Source organism: Rhodococcus sp. RDE2 (assembly GCF_020885655.1).
GTDB classification, from domain to species: Bacteria; Actinomycetota; Actinomycetes; order Mycobacteriales; family Mycobacteriaceae; genus Rhodococcus; species Rhodococcus pyridinivorans.
The window spans coordinates 5,065,046-5,080,392 of record NZ_AP025186.1 but is presented as its reverse complement, the minus strand read 5'-3'; the positions used below and the strand labels follow the sequence as shown (position 1 = coordinate 5,080,392).

General features: G+C 66.5%; 17 protein-coding genes. 8 read left to right on the top strand and 9 right to left on the bottom strand.

Going from position 1 to position 15,347, the window contains the following annotated elements:
* The first annotated feature begins 8 nt into the window (after window positions 1-8).
* From LPH33_RS23655 to LPH33_RS23630, 5 genes are all read left to right on the top strand, one after another.
* Window positions 9-1,547 carry an ABC transporter substrate-binding protein gene (locus LPH33_RS23655; RefSeq protein WP_229566343.1) on the top strand — a complete coding sequence of 513 codons (1,539 nt, stop codon included), beginning with the start codon at window positions 9-11 and terminating at the stop codon, window positions 1,545-1,547.
* Between the two features lie 66 nt (window positions 1,548-1,613).
* The gene (locus tag LPH33_RS23650; protein ID WP_060652660.1) at window positions 1,614-2,561 is read left to right on the top strand and encodes an ABC transporter permease; all 948 of its coding nucleotides are present in this window, start codon (window positions 1,614-1,616) and stop codon (window positions 2,559-2,561) included.
* Window positions 2,558-3,463: an ABC transporter permease gene (locus tag LPH33_RS23640; RefSeq protein WP_267499180.1), complete on the top strand. Its 906-nt coding sequence runs from the start codon at window positions 2,558-2,560 to the stop codon at window positions 3,461-3,463. The genes LPH33_RS23650 and LPH33_RS23640 overlap by 4 nt, the downstream gene beginning before the upstream one ends.
* Window positions 3,460-4,446, top strand: coding sequence for an ABC transporter ATP-binding protein (locus tag LPH33_RS23635; protein ID WP_229566341.1), 987 nt, complete (start codon window positions 3,460-3,462; stop codon window positions 4,444-4,446). Before LPH33_RS23640 ends, LPH33_RS23635 begins: the two co-directional genes overlap by 4 nt.
* On the top strand, window positions 4,443-5,477 hold the full coding sequence (locus tag LPH33_RS23630) for an ABC transporter ATP-binding protein (RefSeq protein ID WP_060652663.1): 1,035 nt from the start codon (window positions 4,443-4,445) through the stop codon (window positions 5,475-5,477). Before LPH33_RS23635 ends, LPH33_RS23630 begins: the two co-directional genes overlap by 4 nt.
* Here LPH33_RS23630 and LPH33_RS23625 read toward each other — a convergent pair.
* The 7 genes from LPH33_RS23625 to LPH33_RS23595 all read right to left on the bottom strand — a co-directional run bounded on the left by LPH33_RS23625 (window position 5,439) and on the right by LPH33_RS23595 (window position 10,721).
* Window positions 5,439-6,269 carry an SDR family NAD(P)-dependent oxidoreductase gene (locus LPH33_RS23625; RefSeq protein ID WP_229566340.1) on the bottom strand — a complete coding sequence of 277 codons (831 nt, stop codon included), beginning with the start codon at window positions 6,267-6,269 and terminating at the stop codon, window positions 5,439-5,441. The genes LPH33_RS23630 and LPH33_RS23625 overlap by 39 nt on opposite strands.
* Complete coding sequence (locus LPH33_RS23620; protein ID WP_229566338.1) at window positions 6,269-6,751, bottom strand: nuclear transport factor 2 family protein; 483 nt, start codon at window positions 6,749-6,751, stop codon at window positions 6,269-6,271. Before LPH33_RS23620 ends, LPH33_RS23625 begins: the two co-directional genes overlap by 1 nt.
* Window positions 6,752-6,853: 102 nt before the next feature.
* Window positions 6,854-7,474: an LON peptidase substrate-binding domain-containing protein gene (locus tag LPH33_RS23615; RefSeq protein WP_229566336.1), complete on the bottom strand. Its 621-nt coding sequence runs from the start codon at window positions 7,472-7,474 to the stop codon at window positions 6,854-6,856.
* Window positions 7,474-7,947 (bottom strand): DUF309 domain-containing protein, encoded by a 474-nt coding sequence (locus LPH33_RS23610; protein ID WP_071936033.1) that lies wholly within the window; start codon window positions 7,945-7,947, stop codon window positions 7,474-7,476. Before LPH33_RS23610 ends, LPH33_RS23615 begins: the two co-directional genes overlap by 1 nt.
* 37 nt (window positions 7,948-7,984) lie before the next feature.
* On the bottom strand, window positions 7,985-8,728 hold the full coding sequence (locus tag LPH33_RS23605; RefSeq protein ID WP_229566334.1) for an ESX secretion-associated protein EspG: 744 nt from the start codon (window positions 8,726-8,728) through the stop codon (window positions 7,985-7,987).
* A gap of 5 nt (window positions 8,729-8,733) precedes the next feature.
* On the bottom strand, window positions 8,734-10,017 hold the full coding sequence (locus tag LPH33_RS23600) for a PPE domain-containing protein (RefSeq protein WP_229566333.1): 1,284 nt from the start codon (window positions 10,015-10,017) through the stop codon (window positions 8,734-8,736).
* A gap of 101 nt (window positions 10,018-10,118) precedes the next feature.
* Window positions 10,119-10,721: a TetR/AcrR family transcriptional regulator gene (locus tag LPH33_RS23595; RefSeq protein ID WP_229566331.1), complete on the bottom strand. Its 603-nt coding sequence runs from the start codon at window positions 10,719-10,721 to the stop codon at window positions 10,119-10,121.
* A 292-nt stretch (window positions 10,722-11,013) separates the two neighbouring features.
* On the opposite strand from LPH33_RS23595, the gene LPH33_RS23590 reads away from it, so the two are divergent.
* From LPH33_RS23590 to LPH33_RS23580, 3 genes are all read left to right on the top strand, one after another.
* The gene (locus LPH33_RS23590; RefSeq protein ID WP_229566330.1) at window positions 11,014-11,775 is read left to right on the top strand and encodes an SDR family NAD(P)-dependent oxidoreductase; all 762 of its coding nucleotides are present in this window, start codon (window positions 11,014-11,016) and stop codon (window positions 11,773-11,775) included.
* Window positions 11,776-11,807: 32 nt separating this feature from the next.
* Window positions 11,808-12,566 (top strand): 3-oxoacyl-ACP reductase FabG, encoded by a 759-nt coding sequence (fabG, locus tag LPH33_RS23585; RefSeq protein ID WP_016695855.1) that lies wholly within the window; start codon window positions 11,808-11,810, stop codon window positions 12,564-12,566.
* 120 nt (window positions 12,567-12,686) lie between these two features.
* Complete coding sequence (locus tag LPH33_RS23580; protein WP_024102323.1) at window positions 12,687-12,899, top strand: DUF4287 domain-containing protein; 213 nt, start codon at window positions 12,687-12,689, stop codon at window positions 12,897-12,899.
* Between the two features lie 13 nt (window positions 12,900-12,912).
* Here LPH33_RS23580 and LPH33_RS23575 read toward each other — a convergent pair whose 3' ends face one another.
* Both LPH33_RS23575 and LPH33_RS23570 read right to left on the bottom strand, forming a co-directional pair.
* A complete protein-coding gene (locus tag LPH33_RS23575; protein ID WP_229566329.1) occupies window positions 12,913-14,025 on the bottom strand; it encodes a CaiB/BaiF CoA transferase family protein in 1,113 nt (370 codons plus the stop codon).
* Window positions 14,022-15,209 (bottom strand): acyl-CoA dehydrogenase family protein, encoded by a 1,188-nt coding sequence (locus tag LPH33_RS23570; RefSeq protein ID WP_016695852.1) that lies wholly within the window; start codon window positions 15,207-15,209, stop codon window positions 14,022-14,024. Before LPH33_RS23570 ends, LPH33_RS23575 begins: the two co-directional genes overlap by 4 nt.
* Between the last annotated feature and the right edge of the window lie 138 nt (window positions 15,210-15,347).

The window sequence follows — 15,347 nt, the reverse complement described above, 5'->3', positions numbered from 1 at the left end:
GGAATTCCATGTCCCGTAAGTCGTTGACCTCGGTTGTCGCTGCCGTCGCGACCGCACTGCTTCTCGCCGGCTGTGGAACGTCGGCCGCAACCGACAGCACTGCAGAGATCGATCCGCAGGCGACCCTGCGTTATGCCACAACGTATGGCGCGTCGTCCTTCGACCCCCACAAGACCCGGATCACCAGTGACTCGACGATGCTGAATCTCGTCTACGACCGACTGGTACACCGTGATCGGAATGCAGATCCGGTGCCCGGGCTTGCCGAATCCTGGGAGTTCTCCGAGGACGGATCGACTCTGACGTTGAACTTGCGCCAGGATGTCACCTTCTCGGACGGCACGCCGCTCGACGCATCCGCCGTGGTGGCGAACCTTCGCCGCGCACTCGAACCCGACTCGATCACGGCTGCGATGCTCGACGGTGTCGAATCGGTGGAGGCGACCGACTCGCACACCGTGGTGCTCCGCCTGAAGGGCCCCGGCGGGCAACTCGTCCTCACGCTGTCGGATCTTCCGGGAATGATCGTCAACCCCAACGCTTTCGGAGACCCGGACAAGGACGCCGCACTCGTGCTCGACCCGGCAGGGGCCGGCCGGTACACGGTGGTCGAATCTCAGCCGGGGGCTCAGTACCGTTTCGCTGCGCGCGACGACTACTGGGACCCGGAAGCGGTGCAGGCCGAGGGATTCGAGTGGGTCGTCATGACAGATCCGCAGACGCGCGTCAACGCCGTCGCCTCCGCTCAGCTCGATGCCGCGATGGCGACGCCGATGTCGCTCGACCCCGCCGAGCAGCAGGGCCTGCAGACGTATGTCCAGACGAGCCTCAACAACTACGTCCTCAATCTGAACCGAACCCGGAGCGAGTTCGGCAAGCTCGAAGTGCGGCAGGCGCTTGCTCACGCAGTGGACCGCGAGTCGGTGGTGGAGACGGCGCTCGAGGGACACGGTGAGCCCGCGAGCCAGAATTTCCCCGTGGGCTACTTCGCCTACAACGAGGTCCTCGACGGTCAGTACGCCTTCGATCCCGACAAAGCGAAGCAATTGCTCGGTGAGGCAGGCGTGCCGGACGGATTCTCCTTCGTGGCCGGCGTTTCCAACCTTCCCGAGAATCAGGTGATCGGTCAGATCCTGCAGGAACAGCTCGCACGTGTCGGCATCACCATGGAGATCCGCTCCATGACACCGACGGACCTCAATCCCGCGTTCAATCGCGGCGAACTCGATGCCATCCTCACCACGCTCGTCGGCCGTGCGGATCCTTCCCTGCTGTTGACCTCGTTCTACGGCCAGGAATCTCCTCAGAACCCCTCCCATGACGCGATCCCCGGCTTCCGGGAAGCCATGGAAGCGGCCAACCGCGCCACCGACCCGGATGAACGCGCTGTGCTGCTCGGCGAGGTGAACGCCGTGGTGATGAACCACGCGGCGATGCTGCCGATCGCCTTCGCCGAACTCGGTGCCGTTGCCTCGGACCGGTTGGTGGGTTACGAGCCCAATCGGGTGGTCGACGAATGGCGCGGTGTCGGCGTGGCCGCCCCGTGACGTACCGCCCGACGGACAGCCTCGCGGCCGTGATCACACACGGATCGTGAATCGAAGGAGCACAGAATGTTTCGACTCATCGGACAGCGGCTGCTGGCGGTCGTCCCGTTGCTGATGATCGCCACGGCCATCACCTTCGGTCTGATCTTCCTGATTCCCGGCGATCCGGCACACCGGATCGCCGGGGAGTCGGCGACACCTCAGCAGATCGAGACGGTCCGTGAGGAGCTCGGCCTCGACCAGCCGGTCCTCGTGCAGTACTTCGACTTCCTGTTCGGACTGGTGCGCGGCGATCTCGGTACGAGTTTCACGTACCAGGCCCCAGTGCTGGAGATGATCGTCGATCGTCTCCCCGTGACGTTCTCGTTGGCGATGGTGGCCGTGGTCGTGGCGCTTCTCGTGGGTATTCCGGCAGGAATCATCGGAGGAAGCAGGCCCGGAAGTTGGCAGGACCGTGCCACCGGCGTGGGGTCGACACTCGGCGTCGCTACACCCAACTTCGTCCTGGGTCTGCTCCTCGTGCTCGTCTTCTCCCTGACGCTGCGGGTTCTTCCCGCCACCGGATACACCCCGCTCGCGAAGGGGTTGTGGCCGTGGCTCAGCCACCTGCTGTTGCCGGCGATCGCCCTGGGGTTGGCCGCGGCCGCCGAGATCGCACGCCAGCTACGCAGTTCCATGATCGAAGTGATGCAGCAGGACTACGTTCGCACCGCCACCGCCAAGGGCCTGAGTCGTCGCAGTGTCCTGTGGAAGCACGCCTTGAAGAATGCCTTCATTCCGACGGCGACGGTCCTGGGCATGCAGATCGCGTTCCTGCTCGGCGGCACGGCCGTCATCGAGTCCGTCTTCGGCCTGAAAGGTCTCGGAGATTTCGCGGTGCAATCGGTGCTCTCGGGAGACCTTCCCGCCATCCAAGGAGTCGTGATCTTCGGCGTGTTCGCCACTGTGATCATGAGTCTGCTCGTCGACATCTCCTACGGCTACCTCAATCCGAGAACAAGGAGCGCCGCATGAGCGACATCACCGTCTCGACGAAGCCGGTAGACGACAGGATCGTAGCCGTCGGCGAATCCCCACGTCACAGGTTCTTTCGCCGATTCCGGAACCGTCCGGGAGCCGTAGTCGCTGCCGTCTTTCTCGTCCTCATCGCGGTTCTCGGACTACTTGCGCCTCTGATTGCTCCGCACGACCCGATCGTGCAAGAGCTGACCGCACGTCGGCTGCCTCCGCTGTCCGACGGATATCTGCTCGGCACCGACAATCTGGGTCGTGACACGCTGTCCCGGTTGCTCTACGGTGCGCGTGTCGCAGTCTCGGCGGCGCTCATCTCGGTGTCGGTCGGACTGCTCATCGGTGTCGTGCCTGCCCTGATCGCCGGGTTCCTCGGTGGCTGGTGGGACACGATCCTCTCTCGGGTCGCCGATGCATTTCTCAGCTTCCCCCCATTGCTGCTGGCGATGGCCATTGTCGGCGTGATGGGCACCAACCTCACCAACGCGATGATTGCGATCGGTATCGTCTTCGGCCCCAGATTCTTCCGCGTGGTACGCGGCGCCGTGATCGGAGTGCGCGAGAGCACCTTCATCGAGGCCTCACGCAGTATCGGCACTCCGACAGCGCGGATCGTGCGCATGCATGTATTGCCTCACACTCTGTCTCCCCTGATCGTCCAGATCAGTCTGGCATGCGGTTTCGCGTTGCTCGCCGAGTCGTCGCTCAGCTTCCTGGGGTTGGGTGTTCAACCGCCCGAGGCTAGTTGGGGCCGCATGCTCGCAGAGGGACGCGAAGCGTGGAACTACACGGCGTGGCCGGTGGTGATTCCTGCCCTGACGATCATCCTGGCCGTACTGGCCTGCAACACCCTCGGCGACGGCATCCGTGATTCGGTGGGCCGCGAGAACCGGAGCGGACAATGAGCGAACCCCTGTTGAGTGTCGACAATCTCGGCGTCGAGTTCGCGACCGGATCCGGCTGGATGTCGGTCCTGCAGGACGTCTCCTTCGACGTGGCGGCCGGTGAACTCGTCGGTCTGGTCGGCGAATCCGGCTCCGGCAAGTCCGTCACGTGTTCGTCGGTCCTGCGACTGCTGCCGGCGAACCAGTCCCGTACCGTCTCCGGAAGCATCCGGTTCCGAGGCCGCGATCTGCTGGGGATGCCGGATCGCGAACTGGCGGACGTACGCGGCAACGACATCGCGATGATCTTTCAGGAACCGATGACGAGTCTGAACCCGGTCTTCACGGTCGGGGACCAGATCTCCGAAGTAGTGCGGCGACACCGAGGCGTGAACCGGAAGGCGGCACTGGCGCGCGCCGTAGAGGTGCTCGACCTCGTCGGTATCCCGAATGCGACCCGCCGAGTGCGTCAGTACCCGCACGAATTCTCGGGCGGTATGCGCCAGAGGGTCATGATCGCGATGGCGCTCGCGTGTGAACCGTCTCTTCTCATCGCGGACGAACCTACGACGGCACTCGACGTCACCATTCAGGCTCAGGTGCTCGACCTGATCAGAGACATGGCAGAACGGTTCGAGATGGGCGTGCTGTTCGTGACACACGATCTCGGGGTGGTGGCCGACCTGTGCACCGAGGTGGTCGTCATGTACGCCGGGCAGGTGGTCGAGAAGGCCCGCACCGAGGAACTCTTCGCGACGCCGAAACACCCGTACACACAAGGTCTGCTGCGGTCGGTCCCGACCATCGACGGTCGCAGCGATCTGCACACCATTCCCGGTTCGCCACCCGTACCGGGGTCGATGCCGATGGGCTGCCGCTTCGGGCCGCGTTGTGAGCACCGTCGCAACGAATGCGACACGGTGATACCGCTCCACCCGCTGGAGAACGAGCGCGTCTCGCGCTGCGCGCGGGTGACCGATCTGATGTTGGAGGGAACCCGATGACCGCAGAACTCGCCGACATCGGCACCAGGAAGCCGCTGCTGACAGTGCGTGGGTTGCGCGTGGAGTTTCCCGTGGGCCGGCGGATGTCGCGTCGTAAGCAGTTGGTGCGCGCGGTGGACGAGGTGGACTTCGATATCTTCCCCGGTGAGACGTTCGCCCTGGTCGGTGAATCAGGTTCGGGCAAGTCGACCACGGCACGGGGAATTCTACGGCTCGTCGATGTTGCCGAGGGGACGGTCGTTCTCGACGGAGTCGATGTGACCGCGCTGAGCAGAAGTGATCTGCGCAGCGCGAGACGCCATATGCAGATGGTGTTCCAGGATCCCTATTCCTCGTTGGATCCCTCGCACACGGTCGGGGATGCGATCGCCGAGCCCCTGCAGGTACATACCGACCTCACCGAGGACGAACGACGACGGAAGGTCGGTCGGTTGCTCGAGCAGGTCGGGTTGCGCGCCGAGCACGCCGATCGGTATCCCTACGAGTTCTCCGGCGGGCAGCGTCAGCGCATCGCCATTGCACGGGCCATCGCCGTGGAACCGAAGTTGGTGATCGCGGACGAGGCCGTCAGCGCGCTCGACGTCTCGACGCAGAATCAGGTCGTTGCGCTGCTCGAGCAACTGTCCGCGGAGCTGGGCATCGCCTACCTGTTCATCGCACATGATCTGGCGGTGGTGCGTCACATCGCCCACACCACAGCGGTGATGTATCTCGGGCGAATCGTCGAATGGGGACCGACGGAACGTCTGTTCACCGAACCGGCGCATCCGTACACGCAAGCATTGCTGTCCGCGGTCCCCGTCCCGGACCCGGCACGGCAACGCCGCCGAGAGCGCATTCGCCTGAGCGGAGAACTGCCCGATCCGGCGAACCCGCCGGCTGGGTGCGCCTTCAGCACCCGTTGCCCACTGGTCATGCCGGTGTGCCGGGAGAGTCGACCGGCTGTCACAGAAGTGGCAGGAGGGGGACAGGTCGCCTGCCACTTGCACCCATCAGAACAACGGCCCGCCTCCGAAGATGTCCCGGTGTGAATCGGGTTGGTTGCCTTCGACGTCCGCGATGCCGTAGTCGAGTGCGGTCTCGGCGGTGATGAGGGTGCGACCGCTGCGCGCGTTCACCTCGGGATCGGCCGCGAGCGCGACGATCACCCGTCCGATGAACTCCGGTGTCTCGGCGTTGGCCAACGAGAAGCCCTCGAAGTTGTCGATGCCGCGGGCGAGCATGGCCTCGTTCTTCACCAGTCCCGGCCACAGCGACAGGGTGGTCACCCCGGTGCCCCGGAGTTCGACGGCCATGTCGGCGGCCATCTTGTCCAGGCCCGCCTTCGACATGCCGTACAGCACCGAATGCAGGTAACCGCGGGTGCCGAACGACGAGATGTTGACGATCATCCCGCTGCTGCGCGGCACCATCAGTTGCGCGGCTTCGACGGAGGCGACGTAGTGCGCGCGGAGGCCGACGCCGATCAGGCTGTCCCAGTCGCTGATCGGGCGCTTCCAGAACGGCTCGGAGAATCCGGCGAACCCCGGCGGTGATGCCCACACGTTGTTGACGAGCAGGTCGAGGCGGGAGTCCTGCTCGTCGGCGATCCGGCCGAACAGTTCGTGGATCTGTGCGTCGTCGCGGTGGTCGCACTGCACCGCGATGCCGTGCCCGCCGCGTTCGGTGACCTCCGCCGCGGTGCGGTCGAGTGGTCCGTCGACGCCGACGGGCCCGCGGGCGGTGACGTAGACGGTCCAGCCGTCGGAGCCGAGCGCGCATGCGATGCCCTTGCCGACGCTGCGACTCGCGCCCGTGACCAGCGCGACCTTTGCTTCTGCCATTACTGCACCACTTCCACGTCGTCGGTGAGAGCCCGCTGGATCGACCACAGCACCTTCACGTGGCAGCGGGAGATCTTCCATTCGTCGTTCTCGACCACGTAGTCGTCGTCGTAGTCGAGTCCGGTGACCCGTTCGGTACGGGCACGCAGATCCACCTGCCGGAATCGCAGCGTCCAGGCGCCGGTCGCGGTGTCGGGCCCGGTCAGGTGGATACTCGGATGCATGCCGTGATGCATGTCGAGCACGACGTAGCGGTCGTCGACCCGTTCGAGAGCGATCCGGGAGTAGATGTCGACCAAGGCGTCGGCGTCGTCGAAACTACCCAGCGCCGGTCCGTAGTAGATGTCGGCTCCGTGCGCGACGAAGCACCTACGCATCGCCTCCGGATCCTTGGCGTCGCACGCCCGGAAGTAACGATGCTTGAGCATCCTGATCTCTTCGAGAGCTTCGAGCCGGGCCAACCGTTGTTCGACGGTGTCCATCGGGGTGCCTTCCGGTCGGGGACGAACGGTGTCCCGGACCCTAGCCCGCAACCACGAGAACGGAAGAGCGATATTCCCACTCACCGGGCGGACGCACGCGTCTCAGCCCTTCAGCTTCCATTCCGCGAGATCGACTGCGGTGGAGATCGCTTCGAGCAGCACGGCCATGCGTTCGGCCGGACCCGGTGCGGCGAGAACCGCGTACCGGTCCGCTTCGCCCATCGGTACGTACCGGGCGAGCGCGAACAGTCGTGCCCCAGGATCCTCCGGTAGTTCGGTGGTGGCGGGAGGCAACGGAGCCCGGCCACCCGTGAGGCGGTCGAGCACCCCGTACAACCGGCCCATCGGTCCGGTGACCGCGGCGAAATCCACCGGCCCCGAATCGGTGTCGGGCCAGGGCTCCACCTCGGCGATGGGGTAGGGATCGTCGGGCAACCATCGGGTGACGCGAATGCGTTCCTCCGCAATGCATTCGAGTTCGCGGCGACCTGCACCGACCTCGGCGTCGACCATGATCCGCGCGACGGTGCCGACGTCGTGTCGCTGCTCGCCTCCGCCCACCTCGTGTCCCCGGGCGATGAGGACGACTCCGAAGCGGGGGCCGTCCGGCGATGCCGTGCAGTCCTGGACGAGTTGCTGGTATCTCGGCTCGAAGATGCGCAACGGCAGGTCGGACCCGGGAAGCAGTGCGGTGCCGAGCGGGAACATGGGAAGTGTCGGCATCAGGGCATCCTCAGGCGCGGGGTCGGGGGAGCGGGGATCGGTTCGTCGCGAGCGATCTCGGTGAGCAGATGATCGGCCCAACTCGCCAGGCCGTCGATGTCGAGTCGGTACGGCGGTTCGTCCTCGTAGTGCCGCACCCGTGTCTGTCCCTGCTTCAACAGCGATGCCGCGCCGGTGGGGTTGCCCCGGAGCAGGTGGGTCAGCCCCACGGCGAGCTGGGCGAGGCCCTGCCACAGGGGACGTTCCTCGGGTGGCGCCTTCTTCCACATCGCTTCGAAGACCTCGTGGGCGTGGAACGGATAACCGTGGTCGAGGAGACGCTGACCTTCGGCGATGGTCTCCTCGACATCCAGATCGAGGTCTTCGGGAACACGTTCGACGCCTTCTTCGCCCGGCGGCAACGGACGCCCCAAGGCGTCGCGCGGACGCGCGTTCTGCGGCCTGCCGTCGGGTGTGCGGTCCCGGTCCGTCATGTCGCCAGCCTAGACGAACGGCCGCTTCGGGAAGGGATCACTGGCGTCGCAGAACGCCGCTCCGACCCTCGTGCGAGGGCCTGCGCATCCGGGACAGTTGCGCCGACAGTTCCCGGACGAATGCGTCGACGGTGCCCGGTGCGACGCGGAGGTCGGGACCGGGGACGAAGAGGTACCGGCCGTCGCCCACGACGTCGAACCAGCCGATGTCGGCGACGGGCGTGTACCCCGGATTCGAGTACCGCAGGACGCGGATACTGCCGGTGGCCGAGCGTTCGCGACGCAGCAACCGGCGCAACGACTCTGCGTGCGTGCCACCCGCAGGGCGGCGGACCGTGCCGAACTCGGATGGCTCGAGCACGTCGCGGCTCGAGGCGGTGCGTGCGTGTTCGCGGCCCGCTGCCACAACCGGAAGGTGCCCGAGGATCGCACCCGCGAGGTCGGTGGTCGTGGTGATGCGAATGTCGCCTGCGGCAGGCGCCTGACGGGCGAGGACGGCCTGCTCGCCGGTCGCGGCGGCACGGACGAAGACCTCGCAGGCCGGGTCGGTGGAGCGGCCGTAGACCTCCACCGCGACCTCCCCGATCAGCAGGATCCGCATCGCGTCGTCGAGGGCAGGGTCGGGTCTCTTGTGCAGCCACGCGCGAGCGGCCTGCAGGTTCGCGGCGTGCTCGTCTTCCCACATCGCCGAGGTGCGATAACGCAGGGGGAAGGGGAACTCGTCGCCACCCGCGGCGGTCCACGACGCCAGGAATCGGTCGGGTGTCAGATGCCGGTCCACAGTGCTCAGGCCCCCAGAACCGGCGGGGCGGTGTCGGGCAGCGACCCGATCAGTTCGTTCCCGTTCTCGCCGGTGACGAGATAGCCGGCCGCGCGTTTGTCCTGTTCGTCGCCGCGGGAGGAGGCGGGTGCCATGCCGGGCATCATGCCGAACGGGCGCACACCGGCACCGCGAGTCGCGGCGGCACCGGGCTGACCGGCAGCGCCGCCGGTGGGTGCGACTCCCGCGACGAGCGGAGCGGGTCCCGCCGCGGGCGATGCGCCACCGGCCGACCCGACGCCACCGGCGCCCGGTAGGCCACCTCCGAAACCCGCCCCCGCTCCGGAGGACGGTGAGCTATACGACTGACCGGTCGGGCTTCCCAGGGCGCCGCTCGCTGCCGGGGAGGTGGATGCAGGAGTGGTCGCCGCAGGATCGTTCGGGACCGCCCTACCTGCCGAATCCGATCCTTCCGACCGGCCGTCCGGGCCTTCACCGGACGTCGATGCGTTCGTACGGTTCTCCGCCTCCGTGGCGGTCTGCCCACCCGGACGTTCTCCGTCCCCGTTCGGGATTCCCGTCGGGTCGCCCGCGGTCCGGACGCTGCCGACACCTGGTGTGCCGTAGCCCTGGGGAACGAATGCCTCGTTGGCACGACTTGTCGTGGCGGCATACGGGGAGGGCAGGACCGGAACCGCCGTGCCGGAATCGCGGTAGTACGGCTTGTAGAGGGCTTCCATCACCCGCACGGCTTGGGCGCGAACGGCTTCCTCCTGCCGGGCGGCAGCAGCACCCGCGACGGGATCGAGCGCGTACAGGACCGACGATGTGTTCACCGTGGGTGGAGGCACAGATGCTCGCACCCGTTCGCCGACGTCGGCAGCGATGCGGAGTTTCTCGGACGTCGCGCGTGCGGCATCGGACAGTTGTTGTGCGGATTCGCCGAATCGCACCGTCGCGTCCATCGCGGCCTCGGCCGCCGGGCCCTCCCAGTGCTGGCCGATGAGCTTGCGGATCATCAGCGTCCCCCACGCGACCGTGAAGCTGAAACCCTTTCCGAGTTCGGCCCATTCGGTGGCCAGGGTGGTCATTGCGACGGGGTTGATGCTCTGGGCGAGCCGGTGGATGTCGGCATGTTCCATGCCGTGGAAGTTCTCGAATGCCGCGATGTATTCGGGATCGACTCCCGCGTCGATGCGCGCAGCGAGCGTGTCGTAGTTGGACTCCCGGCGGGAGACGGAATCGGGGACCGGGGCGTCGACCCCGAGCGACACCAGTAGTCGGTCGACGGCGTTGTCATTCGTGGACATGGACGACAGCTCCCCCTCGATGCTCTCGCGTCTCGAGGAGCCGACGGCGGCGCGATATCCCCCTGCCACGTAGATCCCCCGATCCGATGGTGGCGACGATGCTAACGCACGGCACCGACCAGACGCAGGGCAAGATCGGCATACAGGTCGCTGATCGTCGCGGCGTCGTCGTAACGGCCCGAGGGGTACCAGCGGCAGACGTCGACGCAGAGCGACATCAGCGCGAGGGTGACACCTTCGGCGTCCGGGAGGGTGAACTCGCCCGAGACGTGGCCGGCGTCGACGACACTCCGCACGACCTGCGTGGTCCGCCGTCGTAGTCCGACGATCGTGCGGTAGTGCTCGCGGTGGAGCGCGGCCAGCTCGTACTGGATGACCCGGCTCCACCGGTGGTTCTCCGCCTGCCAGGCGGCGAAGCGTCCGATGATGGAGGCGAGCCGGTCGGACGGCTCGGCATCGGGGCAGTCGGCGCTTTCGACGACCTGCAGGGCGAGGGCGTGGCCTTCGTAGGCGATGGCGAAGAGCAGCTCCTCCTTGGACGCGTAGTGCGGATACATCGCGGCGGGACTCATGCCGAGTCGCGCCGCGATCCGGCGCGTCGTGGTGCCGCCGTAGCCGTGCTCCGCGAACTCTTCTATCGCGGCCGTGCGGATGCGAGCAGCGGCCTTGGATCCGCCGACGACGTCGTCCCATGCATCACTCACGAGGGCGCTTCCGTTCTGTCCGGTTGGTGTTGACAAGCCCGCTACGGCATCGCACGATAAGCGAGCGCTTAGAAATAAGCCAGTGCTTATCGACTTGGTAACGGTGGGTGCGACGCGGGGGCCTCTCCGCGCTGCCACGCCTGCGGCAACATAGGATCCGCCGAAGAGAAGAATAGGACCTGGCTCTGAAAGGTAGTGCTGTCCAATCAAATTGGATACAGGCTGTTTGGTGGATGAGAAGGCGGTCGGCTATACAGTTCCTGTAGGCCCCGTCACAGCGAGGAGATGACGTATGTCCGTGCTCGACCGCTTCCGTCTCGACGGCCGCGTTGCCATCGTCACCGGTGCCTCTTCGGGCCTCGGTGTCGCATTCGCCCGAGGGCTGGCCGAAGCAGGGGCCGACGTCGTGCTCGCTGCACGCCGCGTCGACCGTCTCGAGAAGACCGCCGAGCTGGTCCGGGAGGCCGGACGGCGGGCCGTCACGGTCGAGACCGACATCGCCGATCCCGCACAGGCGCAGCGCATGGTCGACCATGCGGTCGAGCAACTCGGCCGGGTGGACATCCTCATCAACAATGCCGGTATCGGCACCGCCGTCCCCGCCACCAAGGAGACCCCCGAGCAGTTCCGGCAGGTCATCGACATCAACCTGAACGGATCCTATTGGGCGGCACAGGCCGTCGGCCGTGTGATGCAGCCCGGTAGCTCGATCGTCAACATCTCGTCGGTCCTCGGCCTCACCACGGCAGGCCTGCCGCAGGCCGCGTACTCGGCCAGCAAGGCAGGCGTCATCGGCCTCACGCGTGACCTGGCGCAGCAGTGGGGAGCGCGCAAGGGGATCCGCGTCAACGCCATCGCACCCGGGTTCTTCCACACCGAGATGACGGACGAGTACCAGCCCGGATACCTCGACTCGATGAAGCAGCGAATCATCCTCGGCCGTACCGGCGATGCCGAGGAGATCGCAGCCACCGCAGTCTGGCTGGCGTCCGACGCCGCCGCCTACGTCACCGGTCAGATCATCGCCGTGGACGGCGGACTCACCATCACCTGACGGCACCACCCATCCCCCTACGGAGGAACGCTATGAGCACACAACCCCGCACTGCCATCGTCACCGGAGCCGCACGCGGCATCGGCGCAGCCGTCGCCAAGCGGCTCGCCGGCGACGGCTACCAGGTCGCCGTCCTCGATCTCGACGAATCCGCCTGCAAGGACACCGTTTCGGCCATCGAGTCCGCCGGCGGCAAGGCACTCGCCGTGGGTGCCGACGTCTCCGACGAGAAGTCCGTCGCCGCTGCCGTCGAGAAGGTCGCCACCGAACTCGGCGAGCCCACCGTCCTGATCAACAACGCCGGCATCACCCGCGACAACCTGCTGTTCAAGATGACGGTCGAGGACTGGGACGCCGTCATGAACGTGCACCTGCGCGGCGCCTTCCTCATGACGCGTGCCGTCCAGAGCTACATGGTCGACGCCAAGTTCGGTCGCATCGTCAACCTCTCGAGCACCTCGGCCCTCGGCAACCGCGGCCAGGTCAACTACTCCGCTGCCAAGGCCGGCATGCAGGGCTTCACGAAGACCCTCGCGATCGAGCTGGGCAAGTTCGGTGTCACCGCCAACGCCATCGCCCCAGGCTTCATCGCCACCGAGATGACCGCCGCGACCGCCGAGCGTCTCGGCCTGTCGTTCGACGACTTCAAGTCGAACATCGCGTCCAACATCCCGGTCGGCCGTATCGGCGAGGTCGACGACATCGCCCACACCGCATCGTTCCTCGCGTCCGAGGGTGCGGGCTTCGTGTCCGGTCAGGTCATCTACGTGGCCGGTGGCCCGAAGGCCTGATCCTCCTCCGTACGTCCGCGGCGCCGCGTCCCCTCCGGGACTGCGGCGCCGCGGACGGTTTTTCTGCGGATCGAACGGAACGGCCCGACCGTGTCGGTTGCCGCGGTTAATCTCTCCGGCATGAGCGAGAAGGTCAAGGGACCCGAGTCGTATTTTCCGTCGATCGAGCAGAAGTACGGACGCCCGATCGAGGAGTGGAAGAACATGATCCGCGCGTCGGATCTCGCCAAGCACATGGAACTCGTGAACTGGCTGAAGCAGGAACACGGGATGGGTCACGGGCACGCCAACGCTCTCGTCGCCCACACTCTGAAGGAACAGAAGTCCGAGTGACGAGAGCGTCCGACTACGCCAACCGCGGGGGTGCGGTGCGGTAGGTGGCGGGGGTGGCGCTGAGCCGGATCGGGTTGGCGATCTGACGAAGCGGAGCGTTCCGGTCGGGATCGTCGATCGACACCACCGGCGACAGGCCGAGTCGTTCGGCGAGCGCGACCGCGTCGGCGATGTCGTTGAGCGGACCGCACGGCACCCGGGCTGCGGTCAGGGCGTCGAACCACTCGTCGGCCGTCTTGGCCGAGAGCAACTCGTCAACGATCTTCGTCAGTTCCTCCCGGTTCGCGACACGGGCGGTGTTCGTGGTGAACCGGTCGTCGGTGGCGAGTTCGGGAGCGCCGAGAACCTCGACCAGCGAAGCGAATTGACGGTCGTTGCCCACGGCGAGGACGAACGGCCGGTCGGCGGTGTGGAACACCTCGTAGGGGGCGATGCTCGGATGACGATTGCCCATGGCCTTCGGCACCACTCCCGCCGCGACATAGCCGGACGACTGGTTCGCCAGCGCCGACAACAGAGACGACAGCAGGTTCACCTCGACGCGCTGGCCCTCGCCGGTGCGGTCGCGGTGCCGCAGCGCGGCGAGGATGCCGAGCGCAGCGTGCATTCCGGTGATGATGTCGACCACGGCGACACCGACCTTGGTGGGTGTCGCAGGATCGGGCCCGGTGATGCTCATCAGACCGCCGACGGCCTGGATGAGCAGGTCGTAGCCGGGCAGGTTGTTGTGCCCACCGAAGCCGGTGATGGAGGTGTAGACGATGCCGGGGTTGAGTCCCCGGACCTGCTCGTATCCGAGCCCGAGCCGAGTCATCGTGCCGGGCAGGAAGTTCTCGACGACGACATCGGCGCGGGCGGCGAGATCGCGTGCCTGTTCGAGTCCTTCGTCGGTGGTCAGGTCGATGGCCACCGACTTCTTGTTGCGATTGACGCCGAGGAAGTAGGTCGACTCGTCGCCGACCCAGGGCGGTCCCCAGTGCCGGGTGTCGTCCCCGAAGCCGGGTCGTTCGATCTTGACGACCTCCGCCCCGAGGTCGGCGAGCAGCATGGTGGCGTAGGGGCCGGCGAGCACGCGACCGAAGTCGGCGATCACCAGCCCTTCGAGCGCACCGGGAAGGGTGTTCACCGGAAGGCCGCCTCGCCGGTCAGCGCCTTGCCGATGGTCAGCTGGTGGACCTCGGAGGTGCCCTCGTAGGTCAGCACCGATTCGAGGTTGTTGGCGTGCCGGATGACGGGGTATTCGAGCGTGATGCCGTTGGCGCCGAGGATGGTCCGGCACTCGCGGGCGATCGCGATGGCCTCGCGCACGTTGTTGAGCTTGCCGAGGCTGACCTGCTCCGGGGCGATCTCGCCGCGGTCCTTGATGCGGCCGAGGTGGTAGGCGAGCAGGTGGCCCTTGCCGACCTCGAGTGCCATGTCGGCGATCTTGGCCTGGGTGAGCTGGTAGCCGGCGAGCGGCTTGTCGAACACCTCGCGGGACTGCGAGTACTCGATGGCGGTCTCGAGGCAGTCGCGGGCGGCGCCGATGGCACCGAAGACGATACCGAAGCGGGCCTCACCGAGGGAGGTCAGCGGTCCGCGCAGGCCCTTGGCCTTCGGCATCATCGCCGAGGCGGGCAGACGCACGCCGTCGAGGACGAGCTCCGAGGTGACCGAGGCGCGCAGCGACAGCTTGGAGTGGATCTCCGGTGCGGAGAAACCGGGGGTGTCGGTGGGGACGACGAAGCCGCGGATGCCCTTGGCGCCTTCTTCGAGGTCGGTCTGCGCCCAGACGACGGCGACGTCGGCGATCGAGCCGTTGGTGATCCACATCTTGGTGCCGTTGAGGATCCAGTCGTCGCCGTCGCGCTTGGCGTTGGTGCGCATTCCGGCGGGGTTGGAGCCGAAGTCGGGCTCGGTCAGGCCGAAGCAACCGATGGCCTCACCGGCGGCCATGCGGGGGAGCCATTCCTGCTTCTGCTCCTCGCTGCCCCAGTGGTGGATGGAGAACATCGCCAGCGAGCCCTGCACGGACACGAGGCTGCGGATGCCGGAGTCGACGGCCTCGAGTTCGAGGCAGGCCAGGCCGTAGGCGGTGGCGCTCATGCCGGCGCAGCCGTAGCCGTCGAGGTGCATGCCGAGCACCCCCAGCTGTCCGAGTTCCTTGGCGAGCTCGCGTGCCGGGAGCTTCGCCTCCTCGAACCACTGGGCCACGTGCGGGCGGATGCGCTCGTTGCCGAACTTGCGAACGGTGTCGCGGATGTCGATCTCCTCCTGCTCGAGCAGGGAGTCGAGGGCGAACAGCTGGGTGAGCGACTGAGCGTTGGACATGGCCTTCTCCGGTGGTCGAGGAAACGTTTGTCAGAACGATTGCGAGAACGTTTGCACGATCGATTGCATGGCCTACGCTAAAGGCATGCTCCGGGCGAGTCAACCCGGAACACGAATTCGATGCCGGACAAGCAGGAG

Bases quoted from the DNA above. Each gene is read 5' to 3' on its own strand.
- LPH33_RS23655 (WP_229566343.1), top strand. From the start codon at position 9: ATGTCCCGTAAGTCGTTGACCTCGGTTGTCGCTGCCGTCGCGACCGCA.
- LPH33_RS23650 (WP_060652660.1), top strand. From the start codon at position 1,614: ATGTTTCGACTCATCGGACAGCGGCTGCTGGCGGTCGTCCCGTTGCTG.
- LPH33_RS23640 (WP_267499180.1), top strand. From the start codon at position 2,558: ATGAGCGACATCACCGTCTCGACGAAGCCGGTAGACGACAGGATCGTA.
- LPH33_RS23635 (WP_229566341.1), top strand. From the start codon at position 3,460: ATGAGCGAACCCCTGTTGAGTGTCGACAATCTCGGCGTCGAGTTCGCG.
- LPH33_RS23630 (WP_060652663.1), top strand. From the start codon at position 4,443: ATGACCGCAGAACTCGCCGACATCGGCACCAGGAAGCCGCTGCTGACA.
- LPH33_RS23625 (WP_229566340.1), bottom strand. From the start codon at position 6,269: ATGGCAGAAGCAAAGGTCGCGCTGGTCACGGGCGCGAGTCGCAGCGTC.
- LPH33_RS23620 (WP_229566338.1), bottom strand. From the start codon at position 6,751: ATGGACACCGTCGAACAACGGTTGGCCCGGCTCGAAGCTCTCGAAGAG.
- LPH33_RS23615 (WP_229566336.1), bottom strand. From the start codon at position 7,474: ATGCCGACACTTCCCATGTTCCCGCTCGGCACCGCACTGCTTCCCGGG.
- LPH33_RS23610 (WP_071936033.1), bottom strand. From the start codon at position 7,947: ATGACGGACCGGGACCGCACACCCGACGGCAGGCCGCAGAACGCGCGT.
- LPH33_RS23600 (WP_229566333.1), bottom strand. From the start codon at position 10,017: ATGTCCACGAATGACAACGCCGTCGACCGACTACTGGTGTCGCTCGGG.
- LPH33_RS23590 (WP_229566330.1), top strand. From the start codon at position 11,014: ATGTCCGTGCTCGACCGCTTCCGTCTCGACGGCCGCGTTGCCATCGTC.
- fabG (WP_016695855.1), top strand. From the start codon at position 11,808: ATGAGCACACAACCCCGCACTGCCATCGTCACCGGAGCCGCACGCGGC.
- LPH33_RS23580 (WP_024102323.1), top strand. From the start codon at position 12,687: ATGAGCGAGAAGGTCAAGGGACCCGAGTCGTATTTTCCGTCGATCGAG.
- LPH33_RS23570 (WP_016695852.1), bottom strand. From the start codon at position 15,209: ATGTCCAACGCTCAGTCGCTCACCCAGCTGTTCGCCCTCGACTCCCTG.